Source organism: Neopararhizobium haloflavum (assembly GCF_002750855.1).
Taxonomy (GTDB): domain Bacteria; phylum Pseudomonadota; class Alphaproteobacteria; order Rhizobiales; family Rhizobiaceae; genus Georhizobium; species Georhizobium haloflavum.
The window spans coordinates 769,629-789,058 of the sequence record NZ_NWUC01000001.1 but is presented as its reverse complement, the minus strand read 5'-3'; the positions used below and the strand labels follow the sequence as shown (position 1 = coordinate 789,058).

The following is a 19,430-nucleotide window of genomic DNA, read 5'->3' as shown; positions in this document are numbered from 1 at the left end:
CTGTCATGGCCGACTATTTCACCCATTTCTCGTGCCTGCTCAACGTCGGCACGCCCGAGAACGCCGCCCGCGCGCTCGACCTCTACAATCGCCTGTCGGAGGACGGCGTATCGGAGGAATCGCCCTCCGAAGGCTTCCTCCTCTCGATCCAGCCCGAGCATGGCGGCGCCGAGCTCTGGATGCGAGATGATGAGACTGGAGACTCCGAACGACTGATCCAGTTCGTGAAGCGCTGCGCCGCCGAATTCGGACTGACCGGCCCGTGGGGTTTCCAATACGCCAATACCTGCTCGAAACCCCGGCTCGACAGCTTCGGCGGCGGCGCGTACGTCGTCGATCTCGCCACCGGTGAAACCGTAGATTGGATCTCCACCGATGGCTGGCTCGCCGAGACCACCGCCGACGAGGGAGACCGGATATGAGCATCCCCTCTTTCGCCCGGACCAATTTCCAGACCCTGCTGCGCGCCGCAGGCGACGGCAACCTCGCGCTCATGGAGTGCCTCGACGTCGCGACCGGCATTCCGCGCTACGTCATCTGCGCGGTGGGGCGGGACGCCGGCGATTATGTCTTCACCCCCTTCGGCCACCTCGCCGACGGCAACCCTTATGACGCCTATCTGCCGCCCGATCCCGACGATCCTGGCGGCTTCGTGCATCCGGACGCACCGGGAGAAGCGCCATGATGGATATCGACGCCATCTACGCGGCGGATCGCGACCAGCCGCCAACCAAACGGTCGCTGCCCTGGCCCGAGACCAGAGACGGCATCACCGTCGTCATCGAGCCCAAACCCCATTGGGCGAGCGACATGCGCGCCGTCCGGTCCGAGGCCCGTGAATATTGCGCCTATGCCGATTGGACCGCGAACGGCGCACGCGTCCGGTTCTTCGGCCACATCGACGCCAGCGGCAATGACTTGATCCGCAAGGCCCGCGCGCTCATCGCCAGCGAGATCGCGGACGGACACTGAAACTGACGTCTCAAAGCGCCCCTGCCGCTCGGTCGGGGCGCTTTTTTCATGCCACCGGGAAGCGGCGTCTCGAGAGTGAGAGGGTCGCCGGGACGGGCGTGTCCGGGCGGTCGAGAGAGAGCGCCGTTCGAGCTTCCCCTTCACGCTCTCCCGAGGTTCCAGGTCATGAACATCCTGTCTCCCGTGGCCGTTCCGGCCGCGCCCATCGCTCGTGCGTCCGCCATCATCGCCGCCGCGCATCGACTTCTCGCCCTCCTCGAACGCGGCCAGCGGGTCGATGCCGCCAGTCTCCGCGCCGCCATGGAGATCACCTTCGGCACCTCCGACGCGACCGGCGTCTGGGACTGGAAGTCGGCTTATGAAGCCTGCGAATGTGCGACCGTCCTGTTCCTGCGCAAATACGGACGTGCGCTTTTCCGTAAAGCCGACACTCCGGCTGCACGGCTTGCCGCTCTGTCGAAAATCACCGGCCTCCTGCCGACGCACTCCCGCCGCTCCGAAGAAAGCCAGGCGCTCCAGCAATTCTCGACGCCGGTCCCACTCAGCCTTGCCGCCATCGCCGCCGCCTCGATCACGCCGCGCGACATCGTACTGGAGCCTTCAGCCGGCACGGGCCTCCTTGCGATCCTCGCTGAGATCACCGGCGGTTCGCTCCTTCTCAACGAGCTGGCCGAAACCCGCGCCGATCTGCTCGCCGCTCTCTTTCCGGCTTGTCACCTCACGCGCGTCGACGCTGCCCAGATCGACGATCACCTCGCCGCCAGCGCCGTTCCCTCCGTCGTCCTGATGAACCCGCCATTCTCGGTAATGGCGCACGTCTCCGGCCGGATGGCCGACGCCGCCCATCGCCATGTCGCCTCGGCTCTGGCGCGGCTCGCCAATGGCGGGCGGCTGGTCACGATCACCGGGGCGAATTTCGGTCCCGAGCAACCCGCCTGGCGCGACGCCTTCGTCCGGCTTCAGGAGCGCGGTCGCCTCGTCTTCACAGCGACGATCGACGGCTCGGTTTATGCCAGGCACGGCACGACCATCGAGACGCGGCTCACCGTTATCGACAAGCTGCCGGCCGAAGACCCGGCCATGTTCCCGGCATCCGGCGGCCTCGCGCCCGACGTCGCCACGCTGCTCGCATGGATCGAGGCTCAGGTTCCACCGCGCCTGCCGGTATCTCTGCCCGACATCACGCCACTTGTTTCGCGCTCAGCGCCCCGCACCGTGCGCGGCTATCTCGCGCGGGCGGCAACCGCGCGTCCGGCCGCGCCTTCGTCCATCGACCCGGCGGGCGTCGAACTCGCCTACGACACCATGGACTGGACGCCGCCCGAGGGCGCGCATCTGACCGACGCGATCTATGAAGAATACGGATTGCAGTCGATCCGCATTTCCGGCGCGCAAGCGCACCCGACCAAGCTTGTACAATCGGCGGCCATGGCGAGCATCGCGCCGCCCAGGCCCACCTATCGGCCGATGCTGCCGACAAACATCGTCGGCGTGCTATCGGACGCCCAGCTCGAAACCGTCATCTACGCGGGCGAAGCCCATTGCGACTTTCTCGCTGGATCGTGGACGGTCGATGCCACCTTCGATCTCGTGCAGGCGGCCCCGGCCGACGCCGAGAACACCGTGCGCTTCCGGCGCGGCTTCATGCTCGGCGACGGCACCGGCGCCGGGAAAGGCCGTCAGTCCGCCGGCATTATCCTCGACAACTGGCTGCGTGGGCGCCGCAAAGCGGTCTGGATCAGCAAGTCCGACAAGCTGATCGAGGATGCGCAGCGCGATTGGTCTGCGCTTGGCATGGAGCGCCTGCTGGTCACGCCGCTGTCGCGCTTCCCGCAGGGCAAGCCGATCACGCTGTCCGAAGGCGTGCTATTTGCAACCTACGCCACGCTGCGCTCCGACGATCGTGGTGAGAAGGTTTCGCGCGTCCGCCAGATCGTCGATTGGTTGGGCGCCGATTTCGACGGAGTGATCATTTTCGACGAAAGCCACGCCATGGCCAACGCCGCAGGCGGCAAGGGAGAACGCGGCGACGCGGCCGCCTCGCAGCAGGGACGCGCCGGCCTGCGGCTCCAGCACGCCCTGCCGAGCGCGCGCGTCATCTATGTCTCCGCGACCGGCGCGACCACCGTCCACAATCTCGCCTATGCCCAGCGGCTCGGCATGTGGGGCGGCGAGGATTTCCCCTTCGCCACTCGTGCGGAATTCGTGGAGGCGATCGAGGAAGGCGGCGTCGCCGCCATGGAGGTGCTCGCCCGCGACCTGCGTTCGCTCGGGCTCTACACCGCCCGTTCGCTGTCCTACGATGGCGTGGAATATGAACTGATCGAGCACGCGCTGACCGATAATCAGCGAGATATCTACGATGCCTATGCCGGCGCGTTCGCCGTCATCCACAATCATCTCGACGCGGCGATGCAAGCCGCCAACATCACCGGCAACGACGGCACGTTGAACAGGCAGGCCAAGTCCGCTGCCCGTTCGGCCTTCGAGAGCGCCAAGCAGCGCTTCTTTGGCCATCTGCTCACCTCGATGAAGACCCCGACGCTGATCCGTTCGATCGAGCGCGATCTCGAGGATGGCCACGCCGCCGTCGTGCAGATCGTCTCGACGGGCGAGGCTCTGATGGAACGTCGTCTGGCCGAGATCCCCACCGAGGACTGGAACGACGTTCGTGTCGACATCACGCCGCGCGAATATGTTCTGGACTATCTGGCCCATTCCTTCCCTGTCCAGCTCTACGAGCCGTTCACGGATGGCGAGGGCAATCTGTCGTCGAGTCCCGTCTATCGTGATGGCCAGCCCGTCGAGAGCCGCGAAGCCGTCGCGCGTCGTGACGAGTTGATCGAACGTCTCGCGTCCCTGCCGCCGGTTCCGGGCGCGCTCGACCAGGTCGTGCAGCGCTTCGGCACCGACATGGTGGCCGAGGTGACGGGCCGCTCCCGGCGGATCGTCCGCAAGGGCGAACGCTTCGCCGTCGAGAACCGGACGCCGTCTGCCAACCTCGCCGAAACCGCCGCCTTCATGGACGACCTGAAGCGCATCCTCGTGTTCAGCGACGCCGGCGGCACCGGCCGCAGCTATCACGCCGAGCTGTCGGCGAAGAACCGGCGCCTGCGAGTGCATTACCTGCTGGAACCGGGATGGAAGGCCGACGCCGCCATTCAGGGCCTCGGCCGCACCAACCGCACCAACCAGGCGCAGCCTCCGCTGTTCCGCCCGATCGCCACGAACGTCAAAGCCGAGAAGCGCTTCCTGTCCACGATCGCACGCCGGCTCGATACGCTCGGCGCGATCACCCGCGGCCAGCGCCAGACCGGCGGCCAAGGCCTGTTCCGGCCCGAGGACAACCTGGAATCGAGCTACGCCCGCGATGCGCTGCGCCAGCTCTATCTCCTGATCGTGCGCGGCAAGGTGGAGGGTTGCTCTCTCCAACGCTTCGAGTCAGCGACCGGTCTGAAGCTGATGGACGCAGGCGGCATCAAGGACGAGTTGCCGCCGATCACCACCTTCCTGAACAGGTTGCTGGCGCTCACCATCGAGCTGCAAGGCATCCTCTTCACCGCCTTCGAGCAACTGCTCGACGCCAAGGTGGCCGGGGCCATTGCCAGCGGCGTCTATGACGTCGGGCTGGAGACGCTAACGGCGGAGAGCTTCGTCGTCACCGAGCGCGCGACCATCTACACGCACCCGGCAACCGGCGCGCAGACCCGCCTGCTCACCATCACCGAGCGCCGCCGCAACCGTCCGATGCTGCTCGATGCCGCGCTCGGCTGGCTCAACGACGCGCAGGCCCGGTTGCTCGTCAACGCACGTTCGGGCCGCGCCGCCGTTCAGGCTCCGGCGCCGTCCATCATGCTTGACGATGGCGAGATCGAACGGCGTATTCGACTGGTACGGCCGATGGAGCAGCATCACGCGACCATCGCCATGATGGCGGACAGCCATTGGCAGGAAGCGGATCACGATACGTTCGCGGCCGCCTGGCGGCGCGAAGTCGACGAGGTGCCCGCCTTCACCGAGGGCACGATCCACATGGTAAGCGGATTGCTCCTGCCAGTATGGAAGCGGCTGCCGAACGAGTCGACGCGGGTCTATCGGCTTCAGACCGATGACGGAGAACGCGTCATTGGCCGCCGCGTCTCGCCCGCCTGGGCCGCGAACGCCACTTCGACTGGAACGACCAGCCTCGGCAGCGAGGACGCCTATGCCGCTCTGGTAGACGGCCGCACCATCCTCGACCTTGCCGAAGGGCTCCAGCTTCGTCGCGCGCGCGTCATGGGGGCGAACCGTATCGAGCTGTCGGGCTTCACCGAAGCCATGCGCGACCGGCTGCGTGCCTATGGCCTGTTCGGTGAGATCATCTCGTGGAAGCTGCGCTTCTTCGTGCCGGTCGACGCCTCCGGTCCGGCCATCCTCGGCAAGCTGCTCGACGCCTATCCGGTCGAGCGCATCAGCGAACGCGAGGCCGCGTGATGGCGCGTCTCAGCGCATCCGATCTGGCGCATCGTCTCGGCCGACAGGCCGAGGCGGTTTGCCGCCTCTATCTCTCGAACGGTCGGCGCCAAGGCAATTACTGGCAGGTCGGCGATGTCCGCAACACCAAGGGCCGCTCGATGTTCATCCGGCTCAAGGACAGTCCCAAAGGGCGCGCTGGCAAATGGACCGACGCCGCCACCGGCGAACATGGCGATCTTCTCGACGTCATCCGTGAATCACTCGGTCTCCTCGACTTCACCGATGTCGCCGAAGAGGCACGCGCCTTTCTCAGCCTGCCGCATCCCGAGCCTGAACAGGCAGCATCACGGCGCGGTTTTGCTCAAGCCCCATCGGGATCGGCCGAGGCCGCACGACGGCTCTTCGCGATGGCGCTGCCGATCGCCGGCACCGTCGTGGAGACGTATCTTGGTGGACGCGGCATTACGCTTCTGCACGGAACCGGCAGCCTGCGTTTCCATCCACGCTGCTATTACAGGCCCGACGATGGCCCGACCGAAACATGGCCCGCGATGATCGCCGCCGTCACCGATCTCGATGCCAGGATCACGGGCGCGCACCGCACCTGGCTCGCGCCGGACGGCGCGGACAAGGCCCCGATCGACACGCAGCGCAAGGCGATGGGCGATCTGCTCGGTCATGCCGTCCGCATCGGCGTGCCCGGCAGCGTGATGGCCGCAGGCGAAGGCATCGAGACCATGCTGTCGCTCCGGCAGATCTTACCCGATATGGCAATGGCGCCCGCTCTCTCCGCGGCGCATCTCGCCGCCATCCGGTTCCCGCCGGCTCTGCGGCGGCTGTACATCGTCCGCGACAACGATCAGGCAGGCGACGGCGCGCAGAACATGCTGACCGAAAGGGCGAACGCCGAAGGGATAGAGGCCATCCCGCTGTCGCCGGCGCTCGGGGACTTCAACGAGGATCTTCGGCGGCTCGGCATCGATGCGCTTCGGGCGGGCGTTCGGGTGCAACTCGCACCCGAGGACGTTGCCAGGTTCCTTCGATGCCACGAGACGGTTGGCGGAAATCCCCGCAGGCGCTGAATTGGTCTGCGCCTATTCGGCGCAACTGTTCAAGATCGGCGTCATCGCCCTCACATGCGCGTCGATCCGCTCGAGCACGGGCATGGGCACGGCATCGCGCTCGGAAAGTGTCCACCAATGGTGATTGACGCGGGCGACGATTTCTACCACCGCCTTCATGACCGCGGGCTCGGGCAACCTGGCGCGATTGGCAAAGGCCTTCCAGCGCGGCGCCGACAGCGCCTTGAACGATCGCTCTCCGCCCAGCGACAGTGCCAGGTTGTCGGCAGGAATATAGGGAACGGTCGACAGCAGATCATAGACCGGCGCCAGCGCCGGCGTTCCCCCGTCGCCCGGATAGATCAGCGACCAGTTCTTCAGGTGCATGTCGCCATTGCCCGTCACGACCGCCAGCGCGAGACGGCAAACAAACTCCAGCGCGGCGGCAGGCGAGATCGCGGCGGTCAATGCCGCGGCAATGTCATGATAGGCAGCGCCTTCATATTTACGGGCCGGATAGACGCCGAAGACCTGGGCGAAATCCTCGATGTGGATGCGCGTCCCGTCGGCCCCGCGGTCGAAACGCCTGATGAGGAGCACCCGGCCTTCGGCCAGCGTGTCGAACTCTTCGGGGATTCCCTCAAAATCCGATTTGGCGACCAATTCGCTTGCCGGGACATCCATGCCAATCGCAGACGCAAGCGCGAGGGCGGCGAACTCGTTTTCCGAAACGCCGGGAAACGCCGTAGACGGGAACTTGGCAATATATTGCCCCTCAGCGTCGTCGAGCGGGAGCGTTAGCCCACCGCCCTTGCCGGTGTTCTTCATCACCGACAGCTTCATCTGCACGCCGGCGAGAGAAAAGCGCGCTTTGGGCTTTTCACGGGCGGCGGCCCGCGGTGCCTTGTTCATGCCGTCGACGGGCACGACCCGCACCGCGCCCGGCAGATCCGCGCCGAGCGCCGCCAGCAGGTCGAAATCATTTCCCGGATGAACATCGCCGGCATGGTGCTTTTCCATGGCCTCGCGCAGCTTGTCCTCCGGCAGCAGATTCGCGAAGAACGCTGGAAGCGCACCCGCCAGAGGCTTGGGGTCTTTGCGCAAACCGCCCGTGGCTGCCCGGAACGAAAGGCTCAAGGTCGGAGAACCGCCCGTTGCGCGATACGCCTCGTCGAAACTGAACGCATTGAAGTCGCCCGGCGTCCTGACGATCGTGCCGACCTTTATCGCATTCAGAAACACGTCCAGCGACTGGACGGCTCTGGGTGTGAAAACTTTGTCAGCCATGGCCGTCATCTTCCTCGTCCTGCACGGCGAAGGCGGGGCGATCATCGTCGTCATGGGGATGCATCAACGCCTCGATGGCCGGAACCATGGTCTGCGGCACCAGCATCATCTCCAGCCCAAGCGCACGCGCGATGTTCATGAGCGTCGTGGCGCGCGCGGCCGCCGTCCCCTTCTCGATGTCGCGATAGCGCGGCCGGGATATGCCAGCCAGTTCGGCGACCTGCTCCTGCGTCAGCCCGGCAGCCGTCCGGGCCTGACTAAAGAGCCTGCCAATCTCATGCAGCGTTTCTGATTCAGATCGCATGGAGATACCTTAACATATCATCATAGTCATGCACGACGCGAAAACATATCATTTTCTCCTACAGCGTCAAGCCAGATGATCCCTTTTCATATCACGTAATGCGTGGATGATGCGTATTCGTATCTCTCATCGGAAATCAACCCTTGCGCGGAATCCCAGCAGACTCATCCCGCGCGAGGGCTTCGGCCACCTTCCATGAAGCCCTGCATCGGGGGTATGCGTTTCCTGTCTTCGCTGAAAGGCGCCTGTCGCTTCGTGATCCTGGGGCGTAGCGGAACGGACTGAAGGGCGGCGCGCAGCCGCCATGCCCGCGAGGATGCGCCCCCCATCGGAAGGGGACCGCGCCTCGGCCTTCGAGAGGGCGATCGGCCATCAGCCAGGCCGGATCGGCAATCGCTGCGACCGACGATTTTCCGGCGGCGCATCTCCACCCCACGCGGCAGGCCGCGTGGGAACCCCGGAGCCGCGCCTTTCCATCGCGAAACAAAATCGCCGGCCTTCGCCATCCTCCGCTGGCGCTGCGGCCCTCTCGCTTCGCTCCGGGTGCAGCTCCGCCCCGCCTGACGGCTTCGTCGCCATGAAGGCCGCGACGGTCGCGGTCCAAACCGACGGAGCATCCCATGAACGCGCATGACGACTACGAGCCGCACCACGAGTCATCCCCGACCGACCACCTGATCCAGGAATTGCAGCTCCACGGCTATCGTCCCTCCGAAGACGAACTGGACCAACGTCCTCCTCCGGAAGATCGCTTCATCGAAGGCGCCGTCGCCGATATCTTCGACGCCCTCGTCGCCACGATCACCGACACGAGTCTCGATTTCGACCTCCCCGATCTCCTCTGGTCGACCGTCAACATATTCCACCGCGCCGTGGACCGGATCGAACGGAAACTCGACGACAACGAACAGGCGCAAAAGCAGCTTCAGCGCGAACAGGATGGCTCGGAGGTTAAGTCTCTCCAGCTCGAGCGCCTGCTCGACATCGGCATGAACCTGATCGACCGGCGCGATGGCCTGGAAACCTTCCGCGAAGCCGCCGCCGAACGCTACCGCATCGCCGCAGGCTCGCCCTGGTCGCAACGGACCGGATCACGGGTCAACCATCGCCACCTCACCGCGTCGCTGATCGACAGCCGGGATTTCCTCGCGGCCAAGCGCCGCGCCGAGACCGAGGTGCTCGTGCCCGCCGGCCCGAAGATCGCCTTCTCGGGCGGAGACACCGCCGACCACAAGCAGATATGGGCCAAGCTCGATCAGATCCACGCCAAGCACTCGGACATGGTGCTGTTGCACGGCGGCTCGCCGAAAGGCGCCGAAAAGATCGCCTCCCGCTGGGCCGACAGCCGCAAGGTGCCGCAGGTCGCCTTCAAGCCCAACTGGACGAAAGACGCCAAGGCCGCCCCCTTCAAACGCAACGACCAGATGCTCACCGTCGTGCCGATCGGCGTGGTGATCTTTCCCGGCACCGGCATCCAGGAGAATTTGGCCGACAAGGCCCGCAAGCTGGGCATCCCGGTCTATCGGTTCGGCTCGGGCGGCGCGTAAGCGCCAAAACTATCCACCTTCAAGATGATGGCAAATTCCCATTCTGCTATCACCGCCAGCAACGTCGATGGAGGAGCTGCCATGCCTGTAGTCACAATCCGGAACCTGTCCGACGCGAGCCTCCGCGCCATCAAGCGCCGCGCGGCGCGGCGCGGTTGTAGCGCCGAGGCTGAGCTGCGCGACATCATCGAAGTCGCCGTCCGCCCTGACACACGCCTCCGGCCTGGCAGCGCGCTTACAGACGCAGCCGCCGCCTCGGCCGACCAATGAGGACATCGACGCCCTCAACCGGCCCCGCAACAAGGTTCCGATCAGGCCGATGAGCTTTGAATGACACTTCTCGACACCGACGTCGTGCCCCAGGCGATGGAGCCAGCGCCAGATGTTGCCGTGGGACCCGGCTCGAACGGGCCGATGAAACGCGCAATCCGTCGAGTTCACAATCGCCAGCGTCGAGGTCGTCGATCCGTGGGAACGGAACGCTGACGATCCCGCAACGGCCAACAGCGTGGGCCAATACGCGGCAAACAGCATTTGCGGTGAACTGACATCACAGTCTCCTGACCGGACGACCACCTCCGCTCGAGACGCTGATCCTTGGTCCGGCCGATGGCCTGACGCCATCAACCCGTAAAGGGTCGGACTACGCATGCGCATGCCGCCGCTGCGGCTTCGCCTCACGCGGTGATTGCAGCCAACGGCCGGACCCTTCGGGCGCCTGTCAGCGGGGGATGGACCTCCGCTCAAGCAGGAGCCGGGTCGATGTCCTTCAAAACCGCACACGCCTTTGCCTTCAGCCTCGCCACCACCCTGATGACCGCCATCGTCATCTTCCGCGCCGGCGACGACACGCTCTCAGTCACACCAGCGGCTGAATATGACGGCGACGAAGCCGACATCGTCAGCGAAATCGACCCCTTTGCATCATAGAGCCTAACAAAATCGCGCAAAGCGGCGGGCGCGGGGCGTTTCCGCTCCCAAGACGGCGGGCTTTCTGCTAACCTTGTAGTCGCGCCATGGTGGTGGTGGAGGCGCACCCGTCTGACACTATACGGAGACACCACCACGATCTTCATCGGAATTCTTCTCAGCTTCGCCGCCATCGGATTCCTCTGCTGCCTGCTCTTCACGCTTGCCGTGTACGCTCTCCCGTTTTTCGCAGGCATGACTGCTGGAACATGGGCATACGATACAGGTGCGGGATGGCCCGGCGCCATCCTCTTTGGCTTCGTGGCAGCCGGATTGACCTTCGGCTTCGGTCAATTCCTGCTTGCCACGGTCCGCCCGACCTGGGCGCGCCTGCTCATCGCCGCTGCGTTCGTCGCACCGGCCGTGGTCGCCGGCTTTCATGCAACCCATGGTATCGTGAAGCACACCATGCCGTCCGAGGGCTGGCAATTCGCCTTCTCGATCGTCGGGGCGCTTGCAGTCGGTGTAGCCACCTTCGTTCGCATCACCGGAATGGCGGCATCCAGCTCTTCGGCAGGCAGCTATCCGACGCCTGACGTCGCAACGTTCGTTCAGCGGACGAGATAGCGATTGGCACCGCTGTCGATGTCGTGAGGCAGGTCCGTTAGGGAGTGGAGAGGCGGAGGATGTCTTTCGCCTCATGTCGCGGCGAGTTGGAGCGCCGGTGCGGATCGGCAGCGCCCGCAGCGGCCGAAAGGTTTCCGGCATCGGAGGGTCCCAGCAGCTGGCGGGCGGAGCTGGAAAGCCTCATCGCGACCTGGGAATAAGGCGTGTGCGCCAGTGATCCCGGGTCAGTCCTCTATGCCGGAAGCGAGAGCCGCAAACCATCTCCGCCATCCATCCGTTCTGTCCCGCTCCAAAACGGCTCTTCAATGGCCTGATCTGGCCGAAGGACGGCTACGCCTCGAGCCCCTATGCCACAACGGCTGGTCTCGACTTTCTTCCCCTGCCGGCTGCGCCGTCATTCCTCGCGCAACAACAAAGTCGCGCCGGCGCCATCCTCCGCTGCGCTGCGGTCGCAAGCGATGTGTCGGCGCTTGCCTTCGACCGGTCGATCGCCATCGAGGCCGCAATGGTGCGGGCTCGAAACGGAAAACGGAGACTTATCATGGCGACCATCGGCACCTTCAAGAAGACCGGCTCGAACGAATTCACCGGCGAAATCGTCACCCTCAACCTCCAGTCCAAGGGCGTGCGCATCATCCCCGACCAGCGCGCCAGCGGCGAGAACGCCCCCAGCCACCGCGTCCTGGTCGGCCGCGCCGAAATCGGCGCCGCCTGGTCAAAGCGCTCCAACGAGGGCCGCGACTATCTGGGCCTCAAACTCGACGATCCGAGCTTCACCGCCCCGATCTACGCCAACCTCTTCGACGATGAAGACAGCGACACCTTCAGCCTGATCTGGTCGCGTCCCAACCGTCGCAACGCGGACTAGGTCCGGGAAAGGCCTCGGCGGAAGCCGGGGCCTTCATCCCGTCTCAGGATGGCAATTCAAGGATTGTCGACCAACCGCCACTATGCCCAGACCAAGTCGCACATCTAATATTGCCGCCATCTCCTTCTGTTTCGGCAGTTCTCCGCCTTGCAAATCACCGAAGCATCGCAGGCGATCTATCAGCCCTCTTTTTCGGGCGTCACCAATTCCACGTGACTCACGCCGAGCACCTGGGCCAGTTCATAGAGCGTGATCACGGTCGGGTTACGCCGGCCGCGTTCAAGGCTGCTGATGTACTGTTGGCTGAATCCGGAGCGCGCTTCGACCTCTTCCTGGGTCAGGCCCCTCTCCCGACGTAGGCGGGCAAAGTTCCGTCCGACCAGTGTGCGCATGTCCATGCGCTGAAGGATCGCGATTTACACACTTTGAGTTTATCAACTATAGTATGTAAATGAGCCGATGAAGAACGAGCGTCTTCGGTTATCCCGCTGATGCGATTGGAGCAATTGGCAGACGTCTTTCGTGAGATCGCCAAAGAACGTCTGCGGTCCTTTACCGGCTTGCAGAGACCGGGCGCAAAATGATTGAACTCTTTGACGACATCGCACCCTCGGGTTCCGAACTCACCGACTATGATCGAACCCACATAAAGCTCTACATCCGTGTCCACGACGCCCATGAGGATGACGCGGACTGGACGGAAGCGGTGTGGATCATATTTGGCATCGATCCGAACCGAGAACCCGACCGCGCCCGGCAGGTACATGACAGCCACCTCGCTCGCGCCCGCTGGATGATCGAAAGCGGCTATCGTCATCTGATCAAGGACGCACAGCATTGACGAGAAACTCTTGATCATTGGGTTTGTGATGCCGCCTCGGCACCGCATGATGCCGTCCAACTGACTTCCGCGCACCCGCACAACCGGGAATCCTTCGCCACTCGTCCTGCGTGTTCTGGCAAGGAGGCTGGTTTGATGAAGCCCGATATATCGCACTGGCGCGATCATCGCCGCTACGCCTTCTTCGACAGTTTGCCGGCAGAGGGGCTTGCATGGGAATGCCTGCGCCGTGACAAGCCCTATCAAGCCTTTTATCGACAGCTCGCGAACGCTGGGACCAGGAATCTGCCGCTGCCGCCTGAGGCGGAGCGGCGTTGGGGGTTGCGATTTCGCTGCGCAACCGTCCCTGTCGATGGAGGCCCAAACCGTACTCTGGTCGCCGAAGGTGAACCCTGCCATCATTCTCGTGGCGTCGACTCCATCGTTTCTCGCATCATCGCCGACGCCGCTTCATGATGAAACAGACCGCCGACGCGAGACCGCCGAAGGCGTGCATGCGCTTCATTGCGCCGCTGTTCGATCTCAACTCCTGTTTCTCGATCCCGCGCCACATGGCGCGCCGCTTTCCGCGGTGATCCCGTTGGACACCGAAACATTGACGCGCATCGAAGCCCTGACGCGCTTCTGGCGGTCCTGGCGCGGTCGTCCCGTACCCGCCGATACGCGCGTCACGCCGCAGCAACGCCGACGCCTGCGCTTCATGATGCAAGCAATCGATGGCCGGACCGACAATGCCAGCTATCGCGAAATCGCCATCGCGCTTTATGGCGATCAGCGGATCGTTGCTGAGCCATGGAAAACATCGTCCCTGCGCGACGCCGTTATCGGCCTCGTCGAAGGCGCCACCGCTATGATCGGCGGCGGATATCTCAAGCTGCTTCGTCATCGAAGGCGTTCTTGACAAGCGTGGGCCGCATCAGGGGTGGGGATTTTCGCCCCCTTGGATTTCCCATCCCCCTCGCCTTGCCTGCTCCTCCATCGTGGTCGCAATCCGCCGCTCGACGCCAGCGGACGCCGCGACCCACATGGAGGCCTGCCCGATGCAATCTGGTTCTACTGCTCTACCACCGCGCTACCTGCGCACCAAGGAAGCCGCACATTTCCTCAGCCTCTCCGCTCGCACGTTGGAGAAACACCGGACCTACGGAACCGGACCCGCTTACCGCAAACTGGGCGGACGCGTTGTCTACTCGATCAACGATCTTGAGGCATGGGTAGCGCGCGGCGCCGTCACCTCGACATCCGACCCGCGTGGTTCCGTCCTGCCGGCGAAGCGACAGGCATCCCCTATCCCGACGCAGCCCGGCCGGTACGCGCGCTGACCGCGGTCGGTTTCCCGTCAATGACGGCGCGACAACGATCCCTGTCGGAGCGTGAACAACTCGACCTGTTTCGAACGCTCCCCAGCGATTTCGCGCCACGAGACGTGCAGGATCTCATGGCTTACCCGTTCTTCTCCCTTTCCAAGACCCACCGCGTCGCGCCGATCGACTTCAACGCAGGCAAGGTGGCCATCCGCGTCGAAGCGGTACCGGACCATGGCATGGCGACGATCTGGGACGCGGACATCCTTATCTGGGCGGCCAGCCAGATCGTCGAAGCGCGCGACGCTGGCCTGCGCACCTCGCGGCTGATGGCCGCCACCCCTTACGAGATTCTCAGATATGTCGGCCGCGGCACCTCCGCGCGGGACTATCAGCGTCTGAAAGCCGCGCTTGATCGGCTGCAGTCGACCACAATTTCCACGACGATCCGCCAGCCTGCCGAAGGCCGGCGCCATCGCTTTTCCTGGATCAATGAATGGCAGGAGCGCACTGACGGAAACGGCAGGCCGGACGGCATCGAAATGATCGTGCCGGACTGGTTCTATCGCGCCGTCATGGATGACGCGCTCATCCTGACAATCGATCACGCCTATTTCGATCTGACTGGCGGTCTGGAGCGCTGGCTATACCGCATAGTGCGCAAGCATGGCGGCCGGCAGCCCCAGGGATGGCGCTTCGACTTCCGGCACCTTCACCAAAAATCGGGAAGCCTGTCGCCATTCAAGCGCTTTGCCTTCGAACTGCGCGACATCATCCGGCGTCAGCCGCTGCCAGGCTACACTCTTTTCGTCGAGGTGGAGATCGGTGGCCGGGTGCTGCTTGCCTTCGAGCCGGCGGCCTGTGGACAGGCTGTGAACGGCCTCGTGCTATCGGGAACCCGGCCTGTCGTGCCATCGGGAACCGGACGCTCGTGCTATCAGGAACCGAAATCGCACCTAAGTCGCTCCAGCCATGCGAAGATTCGCCCCCTTAACTTAGACTCTAACCTCGAATCTAACTTTGAAGAGCGCGCGTGCGACGGGGAAAACCCCGTCAGCCCGACCCCGCAGCGCCGCCTTTCCGGCAAGAGCAGGAAGGGGTGTGCGCGATGAATGGCATGTGCGAAGATCGTCTGACCCGCGTCGAACTGATCTGGATCGAGAAGAAGATCGAGTCCTGGATCAGGTTCGGTCGCATCGCGCATGAACAGATCCTCGATCGCCGCCGCCGGGTGGTTTCGTTTCGCCCGGACAGCCTTTTTGCCTTCGTCCGGTGGGCCGCCAACGACTACGGCACGATCATCTCGCGGATCGACATCGTGCGCGCCGTCGAACCGGGAGACGCTTATCAGACGCTGCCCTTCGTGCGGCCGGGCGGCGACATTCTGCTCAGGATCGAAGGCTGGCCCAAAGTCGAGTCAGTTCTCCGCCACATCGACGCGATCGAGGCCGCCGGCATCGACGCCTGCGACGTGGCCGTGGATCACTGGCGGCATGTCGCGCATCGCATGAGCGCGGGTCAGGAGCCGCGCGCCTATACCGCCGATCGTCATCAGGCATGGCTCAAGCGCCGGAGCCTTGAGCAATGAGGCGGCGCTTCATCCTAGCAATCGGTACGATCGGCGTCGTCCTGATCGCTGCCCCGGTGCTCTCCAGCTCCCCGCCCGCGCTGATCTGGAATGCATCCGCCAGCGTGCCGATCGGTCTCTATCGCATTTCTCCACCAACGCATATCGCGGTCGCCGATCTCGTCGCCGTCATGCCACCCGACGAACTGTCGGAATTCCTCGCCGAGCGGGGGTACCTGGCCCGCGGGGTGCCACTCATCAAGCGTGTTCTGGCGCTGGCGGGTACGACGGTCTGCCGAAACGGCGCAACCATCGTTGCCTACGATCACGTCTACGGACAGGCGCTGAAGCGCGACCGGCTCGGTCGCCTGATGCCCGTCTGGGAAGGATGCCGGGGCCTGCGCGACGGCGAAATTTTCCTCATGAACTGGAACGCACGGGACAGCCTGGACGGGCGCTATTTCGGCCCGCTTCCCGCCGACACAATCATCGCCCGCGTGACGCCACTGTGGACCGATGAGGCCGGCGACGGCCGCTTCGTCTGGGGCGCCAGCGAGCCCGCCGCGCTCAGATGACCCTCCCTCCAACCACCAGCAACAGGAGATTTTTCATGGCACAGATCGGTCACTTCACCCGAACCCCGTCAGGCTATGCCGGGTACGTTCGCACACTCATTCTTGACGTCGAACTGGCTCTCGTATCCGCCGACGCCAATGATGTCGAGAAGGCGCCGGACTATCGCATCCATCTCGACAACGAGGACGGGCCGGAGGTCGGTGCGGGTTCGAAGCACACCGGCGAACGCGCCGGCGCCTTCGTGTCTATCGTGCTCGACGATCCGACTTTCCTGCAGCCGATCCGCGCACGCCTATTCCAGTCGGACGACGAGGGTCGAGACTGGGGGCTGCACTGGTCCCGCCCGAAGAAGCGCGACGGTGAGGACTGATCCATGCCACGCCTCAGCACGCGCATTGCGATCCGGCGGCGCGACCGATACCACCGCATCGCAGTCCTCCTCCTTTCCGGCCTTGCTTTCACCAACGTACCGCATGCCGTGGCGATGCCGGAGGGGCTCGCGATCGAGCACCCGACGGCGTTTCATCCGTTCGCCGACCACATCGCCGAAGCCGCGCTCCGTTTCGGCCTTCCGGAATACTGGATTGCCGCCGTCCTGCGCGCCGAGAGTGCCGGCGATGTCCGTGCGACCTCGCCGGTCGGTGCGATGGGGTTGATGCAGGTGATGCCAGCGACTTGGGGTCAGTTGCGCGCCCGCCATCGGCTCGGCGGCGATCCTTACGACCCGCGCGACAACATCCTCGCGGGGGCGGCCTATCTGCGCGAGATGTTCGACCGCTACGGCAATGTCGCGGCGATGCTCGCCGCCTACAATGCCGGTCCCGGCCGCTACGACGAATACCTCACGGCGGGCACACCCCTCCCCTCCGAGACGCGTGCCTATGTCGCTCTCGTTGCGCCAGCGTTGGAAGGAAAAGCGCCTGCCAATGCCGTGGCGACCCCGCCTCCGCCATCGCCCGACTGGCGCGACGCACCACTTTTTGTCGCGCAAATCATCGACCGTCGAACTGCTGCTGGCGTGCCGTCGAATGGCCGCCGACCGGCCGTAACCGCCACTTCCGAGCCCGCTGCCAGCCAGGCATCCGAGGCCCTGTTCGTACCCCGAAGCGTTGATGGAAACCGGCCATGACGGCATTTCTCCGATCCCGTATCCTGTCGGGCTACAGCGCATCATGGCGTGCAGGAGCGGCGGAAGCAGGCATATCAACCGCACGATGGCAGGATAAAAGCGCGCACATTGCGCGTCGGTCGGTCGGTTGGTTTTGCTCAGGTTTCTGGCGCTTCGCGCACTTTGCAGGCTTTGGACGCAATGTGCGCCAAACGTCCAAGCCCCTGTATCTGCGAACCCTTTCGCACATTGCGGGGCCGTGCCATGGCCGATGAATGGGACTTCACCATCCGGCCGGGCCGCATCCGCTCCTCCCGTGCACAATCGGCCCGGCCCTTCGTCGCGCAGGCACTTGCAGCAGCCAGGAAGGCAGGCGGCGGTGTGTCACGATCGGGCCGTATCGTTTCCGGCGGCCGGTCGCGCTTCGGGCATGGCCAGCGCGCCAGCATCCAGGCGAACCGGTTTATCACCGCGCGCTCACGCGGCGCCGTCATCAAGGCCCGCGTGGTTCGCCATTCGGTGCGCTCGGTTTCGCTTGGCACCCATCTCGCCTATCTGCGCCGCGAGGGCGTTACCCGTGATGCAGAGAAGGCGCGGCTGTTCGGGCCGGCGGTGGAGAATGCGGACGGTTTGGCCTTCGCCGGGCGGTGCGAGGACGATCGGCATCATTTCCGCTTCATCGTCTCGCCCGACGACGCGTTCGAAATGTCAGACCTGCGGTCTTTCACCAACGTCCTCGCCCGCCAGATGGAGAAAGATCTCGGCACTCGCCTCGACTGGGTGGCCGTCGATCACTGGAACACCGAACATCCCCACGTCCACCTGATCGTGCGCGGCGTGCGCGACGACGGGCAGGACCTCGTGATCGCGCGCGACTACATCAAGGACGGGATGCGTGATCGCACCCGCAACCTCATCACCCAGGAGCTCGGGCCGCGGACCGATCACGACATCCGCCGCACCATCGAACGGCAGGTGCAGGCGGAACGCTGGACGCAGCTCGATCGGCAGCTCGTCCGTGACGCCCACGAGACCGGGATCATCGACACCGCCCCCATGCCCGGCCGGCAGCCCGACGCGTTTCATGCGCAGAAGGTCGGACGCCTACGCAAGCTCGAGACGCTCGGCCTCGCCGAGCAGGTCGGTCCCGGCCAATGGATGATCGACGACAGGGCCGAGGCGACGCTCCGCGAGCTGGGCGAGCGCGGCGACATCATCAAGCGCATGCACCGCGCGCTTACGGCAAGTGGCATCGAGCGCGGCTCGGCGAGCTATGTACTCGCGGCTGAGAGCCTTGAGGCTCCGATCGTCGGGCGCTTGGTGGAACGCGGCCTCGACGACGAGTTGAAGGGATCTGCTTATGCCGTCATCGACGGCGTGGACGGCCGCACCCATCACATCAAGCTGCCCGACCTTGACGCGGCCGGCGACAGCGCGCCTGGGTCGGTCGTCGAACTCCGCAAGTTCGACGACGCGCGCGGCCAACGGCGGGTAGCGCTCGCCGTCCGGTCCGATCTCGACCTCTCTGCACAGATCACCGCATCGGGCGCCACCTGGCTCGACCGGCAGGCGATCGCCCGCGAGCCCGCCGCCCTGTCGGAGGCCGGCTTCGGCGCCGAGGTGCGGCAAGCCATGGATGATCGCACCGACCATCTGGTTGGCGAGGGCCTGGCGGAGCGCCAAGGCCGCCGCGTCGTCTTCGCCCGCCGGCTGATCGAGACCTTGCGTCGCCGCGAACTCGACGCGCTGGGCGAGAAACTGTCGGGCGAGATCGGCCAACCCTTCAATCGCGGCGAAACCGGCGAGTTCATCGCCGGCACCTACCGCCAGCGGTTCACGCTCGCCTCCGGCCGCTTCGCGATGATCGCCGACGGTCTCGGCTTTCAACTCGTGCCCTGGTCACCCTCGCTGGAAAAGCAGCTCGGCCGTCATGTCTCCGGCGTCGCCCGAGGAGATGGCGGCGTCGACTGGAGCTTCGGTCGCAAGCGGGGGCTCGGCCTCTAA

General features: G+C 64.8%; 23 protein-coding genes. 20 read left to right on the top strand and 3 right to left on the bottom strand.

Features of this window, described 5'->3' with window-relative positions:
- The first annotated feature begins 5 nt into the window (after nt 1-5).
- The 5 genes from CN673_RS04080 to CN673_RS04060 all read left to right on the top strand — a co-directional run bounded on the left by CN673_RS04080 (nt 6) and on the right by CN673_RS04060 (nt 6,509).
- A complete protein-coding gene (locus tag CN673_RS04080) occupies nt 6-422 on the top strand; it encodes a hypothetical protein (protein ID WP_099864901.1) in 417 nt (138 codons plus the stop codon).
- The gene (locus CN673_RS04075) at nt 419-685 is read left to right on the top strand and encodes a DUF6117 family protein (RefSeq protein ID WP_099864900.1); all 267 of its coding nucleotides are present in this window, start codon (nt 419-421) and stop codon (nt 683-685) included. Before CN673_RS04080 ends, CN673_RS04075 begins: the two co-directional genes overlap by 4 nt.
- The gene (locus CN673_RS04070; RefSeq protein ID WP_099864899.1) at nt 682-972 is read left to right on the top strand and encodes a hypothetical protein; all 291 of its coding nucleotides are present in this window, start codon (nt 682-684) and stop codon (nt 970-972) included. The genes CN673_RS04075 and CN673_RS04070 overlap by 4 nt, the downstream gene beginning before the upstream one ends.
- A gap of 165 nt (nt 973-1,137) precedes the next feature.
- Nucleotides 1,138-5,445, top strand: a complete 4,308-nt coding sequence (locus CN673_RS04065) for a strawberry notch family protein (RefSeq protein ID WP_099864898.1) — start codon at nt 1,138-1,140, stop codon at nt 5,443-5,445.
- Nucleotides 5,445-6,509 (top strand): DUF7146 domain-containing protein, encoded by a 1,065-nt coding sequence (locus CN673_RS04060; RefSeq protein ID WP_099864897.1) that lies wholly within the window; start codon nt 5,445-5,447, stop codon nt 6,507-6,509. The genes CN673_RS04065 and CN673_RS04060 overlap by 1 nt, the downstream gene beginning before the upstream one ends.
- Before the next feature lie 12 nt (nt 6,510-6,521).
- On the opposite strand, the gene CN673_RS04055 is transcribed toward CN673_RS04060, so the two are convergent.
- Together CN673_RS04055 and CN673_RS04050 are read right to left on the bottom strand one after the other, a co-directional pair.
- Nucleotides 6,522-7,775, bottom strand: coding sequence for a type II toxin-antitoxin system HipA family toxin (locus tag CN673_RS04055; protein WP_099865071.1), 1,254 nt, complete (start codon nt 7,773-7,775; stop codon nt 6,522-6,524).
- Entirely contained in the window at nt 7,768-8,079 is a 312-nt protein-coding gene (locus CN673_RS04050) for a helix-turn-helix domain-containing protein (protein WP_099864896.1), read from the bottom strand. The genes CN673_RS04055 and CN673_RS04050 overlap by 8 nt, the downstream gene beginning before the upstream one ends.
- Nucleotides 8,080-8,699: 620 nt before the next feature.
- On the opposite strand from CN673_RS04050, the gene CN673_RS04045 reads away from it, so the two are divergent.
- The 5 genes from CN673_RS04045 (at nt 8,700) to CN673_RS04030 (ending at nt 12,030) form a co-directional block, all read left to right on the top strand.
- Nucleotides 8,700-9,626: a DUF2493 domain-containing protein gene (locus CN673_RS04045; protein WP_099864895.1), complete on the top strand. Its 927-nt coding sequence runs from the start codon at nt 8,700-8,702 to the stop codon at nt 9,624-9,626.
- 81 nt (nt 9,627-9,707) lie between these two features.
- Nucleotides 9,708-9,896 (top strand): FitA-like ribbon-helix-helix domain-containing protein, encoded by a 189-nt coding sequence (locus tag CN673_RS04040; protein ID WP_245409760.1) that lies wholly within the window; start codon nt 9,708-9,710, stop codon nt 9,894-9,896.
- 492 nt (nt 9,897-10,388) lie between these two features.
- Nucleotides 10,389-10,556: a hypothetical protein gene (locus tag CN673_RS21060; RefSeq protein ID WP_198585877.1), complete on the top strand. Its 168-nt coding sequence runs from the start codon at nt 10,389-10,391 to the stop codon at nt 10,554-10,556.
- 111 nt (nt 10,557-10,667) lie between these two features.
- The gene (locus tag CN673_RS04035; RefSeq protein WP_370853004.1) at nt 10,668-11,162 is read left to right on the top strand and encodes a hypothetical protein; all 495 of its coding nucleotides are present in this window, start codon (nt 10,668-10,670) and stop codon (nt 11,160-11,162) included.
- Nucleotides 11,163-11,703: 541 nt separating this feature from the next.
- On the top strand, nt 11,704-12,030 hold the full coding sequence (locus CN673_RS04030) for a DUF736 domain-containing protein (protein ID WP_099865070.1): 327 nt from the start codon (nt 11,704-11,706) through the stop codon (nt 12,028-12,030).
- A 179-nt stretch (nt 12,031-12,209) separates the two neighbouring features.
- On the opposite strand, the gene CN673_RS04025 is transcribed toward CN673_RS04030, so the two are convergent.
- Nucleotides 12,210-12,428 (bottom strand): helix-turn-helix domain-containing protein, encoded by a 219-nt coding sequence (locus CN673_RS04025; RefSeq protein WP_099864893.1) that lies wholly within the window; start codon nt 12,426-12,428, stop codon nt 12,210-12,212.
- 182 nt (nt 12,429-12,610) lie between these two features.
- Here CN673_RS04025 and CN673_RS04020 point away from each other — a divergent pair, with 182 nt between their 5' ends.
- The 10 genes from CN673_RS04020 (at nt 12,611) to CN673_RS03980 (ending at nt 19,430) form a co-directional block, all read left to right on the top strand.
- A complete protein-coding gene (locus tag CN673_RS04020) occupies nt 12,611-12,871 on the top strand; it encodes a DUF2285 domain-containing protein (protein WP_099864892.1) in 261 nt (86 codons plus the stop codon).
- 135 nt (nt 12,872-13,006) lie between these two features.
- A complete protein-coding gene (locus CN673_RS21055; protein ID WP_198585891.1) occupies nt 13,007-13,327 on the top strand; it encodes a transcriptional regulator domain-containing protein in 321 nt (106 codons plus the stop codon).
- A 124-nt stretch (nt 13,328-13,451) separates the two neighbouring features.
- Nucleotides 13,452-13,772, top strand: coding sequence for a DUF2285 domain-containing protein (locus tag CN673_RS21535; protein WP_306456952.1), 321 nt, complete (start codon nt 13,452-13,454; stop codon nt 13,770-13,772).
- A 139-nt stretch (nt 13,773-13,911) separates the two neighbouring features.
- Nucleotides 13,912-14,193: a helix-turn-helix transcriptional regulator gene (locus CN673_RS04010; RefSeq protein WP_099865069.1), complete on the top strand. Its 282-nt coding sequence runs from the start codon at nt 13,912-13,914 to the stop codon at nt 14,191-14,193.
- A 20-nt stretch (nt 14,194-14,213) separates the two neighbouring features.
- Nucleotides 14,214-15,287, top strand: coding sequence for a replication initiator protein A (locus tag CN673_RS04005; RefSeq protein WP_099864890.1), 1,074 nt, complete (start codon nt 14,214-14,216; stop codon nt 15,285-15,287).
- A gap of 5 nt (nt 15,288-15,292) precedes the next feature.
- Nucleotides 15,293-15,763: a DUF2840 domain-containing protein gene (locus tag CN673_RS04000; protein WP_245409759.1), complete on the top strand. Its 471-nt coding sequence runs from the start codon at nt 15,293-15,295 to the stop codon at nt 15,761-15,763.
- Complete coding sequence (locus tag CN673_RS03995) at nt 15,760-16,317, top strand: S26 family signal peptidase (RefSeq protein ID WP_099864888.1); 558 nt, start codon at nt 15,760-15,762, stop codon at nt 16,315-16,317. The genes CN673_RS04000 and CN673_RS03995 overlap by 4 nt, the downstream gene beginning before the upstream one ends.
- Before the next feature lie 35 nt (nt 16,318-16,352).
- Complete coding sequence (locus tag CN673_RS03990) at nt 16,353-16,688, top strand: DUF736 domain-containing protein (RefSeq protein WP_099864887.1); 336 nt, start codon at nt 16,353-16,355, stop codon at nt 16,686-16,688.
- Nucleotides 16,689-16,691: 3 nt separating this feature from the next.
- Complete coding sequence (locus tag CN673_RS03985; protein WP_099864886.1) at nt 16,692-17,447, top strand: lytic transglycosylase domain-containing protein; 756 nt, start codon at nt 16,692-16,694, stop codon at nt 17,445-17,447.
- Nucleotides 17,448-17,690: 243 nt separating this feature from the next.
- Nucleotides 17,691-19,430: a relaxase/mobilization nuclease domain-containing protein gene (locus CN673_RS03980; protein WP_099864885.1), complete on the top strand. Its 1,740-nt coding sequence runs from the start codon at nt 17,691-17,693 to the stop codon at nt 19,428-19,430.

Coding starts and splice junctions, on each gene's coding strand:
- CN673_RS04080 (WP_099864901.1), top strand. CDS start 6: ATGGCCGACTATTTCACCCATTTCTCGTGCCTGCTCAACGTCGGCACG.
- CN673_RS04075 (WP_099864900.1), top strand. CDS start 419: ATGAGCATCCCCTCTTTCGCCCGGACCAATTTCCAGACCCTGCTGCGC.
- CN673_RS04070 (WP_099864899.1), top strand. CDS start 682: ATGATGGATATCGACGCCATCTACGCGGCGGATCGCGACCAGCCGCCA.
- CN673_RS04065 (WP_099864898.1), top strand. CDS start 1,138: ATGAACATCCTGTCTCCCGTGGCCGTTCCGGCCGCGCCCATCGCTCGT.
- CN673_RS04060 (WP_099864897.1), top strand. CDS start 5,445: ATGGCGCGTCTCAGCGCATCCGATCTGGCGCATCGTCTCGGCCGACAG.
- CN673_RS04055 (WP_099865071.1), bottom strand. CDS start 7,775: ATGGCTGACAAAGTTTTCACACCCAGAGCCGTCCAGTCGCTGGACGTG.
- CN673_RS04050 (WP_099864896.1), bottom strand. CDS start 8,079: ATGCGATCTGAATCAGAAACGCTGCATGAGATTGGCAGGCTCTTTAGT.
- CN673_RS04045 (WP_099864895.1), top strand. CDS start 8,700: ATGAACGCGCATGACGACTACGAGCCGCACCACGAGTCATCCCCGACC.
- CN673_RS04040 (WP_245409760.1), top strand. CDS start 9,708: ATGCCTGTAGTCACAATCCGGAACCTGTCCGACGCGAGCCTCCGCGCC.
- CN673_RS21060 (WP_198585877.1), top strand. CDS start 10,389: ATGTCCTTCAAAACCGCACACGCCTTTGCCTTCAGCCTCGCCACCACC.
- CN673_RS04030 (WP_099865070.1), top strand. CDS start 11,704: ATGGCGACCATCGGCACCTTCAAGAAGACCGGCTCGAACGAATTCACC.
- CN673_RS04025 (WP_099864893.1), bottom strand. CDS start 12,428: ATGGACATGCGCACACTGGTCGGACGGAACTTTGCCCGCCTACGTCGG.
- CN673_RS04020 (WP_099864892.1), top strand. CDS start 12,611: ATGATTGAACTCTTTGACGACATCGCACCCTCGGGTTCCGAACTCACC.
- CN673_RS21055 (WP_198585891.1), top strand. CDS start 13,007: ATGAAGCCCGATATATCGCACTGGCGCGATCATCGCCGCTACGCCTTC.
- CN673_RS04010 (WP_099865069.1), top strand. CDS start 13,912: ATGCAATCTGGTTCTACTGCTCTACCACCGCGCTACCTGCGCACCAAG.
- CN673_RS04005 (WP_099864890.1), top strand. CDS start 14,214: ATGACGGCGCGACAACGATCCCTGTCGGAGCGTGAACAACTCGACCTG.
- CN673_RS04000 (WP_245409759.1), top strand. CDS start 15,293: ATGTGCGAAGATCGTCTGACCCGCGTCGAACTGATCTGGATCGAGAAG.
- CN673_RS03995 (WP_099864888.1), top strand. CDS start 15,760: ATGAGGCGGCGCTTCATCCTAGCAATCGGTACGATCGGCGTCGTCCTG.
- CN673_RS03990 (WP_099864887.1), top strand. CDS start 16,353: ATGGCACAGATCGGTCACTTCACCCGAACCCCGTCAGGCTATGCCGGG.
- CN673_RS03985 (WP_099864886.1), top strand. CDS start 16,692: ATGCCACGCCTCAGCACGCGCATTGCGATCCGGCGGCGCGACCGATAC.
- CN673_RS03980 (WP_099864885.1), top strand. CDS start 17,691: ATGGCCGATGAATGGGACTTCACCATCCGGCCGGGCCGCATCCGCTCC.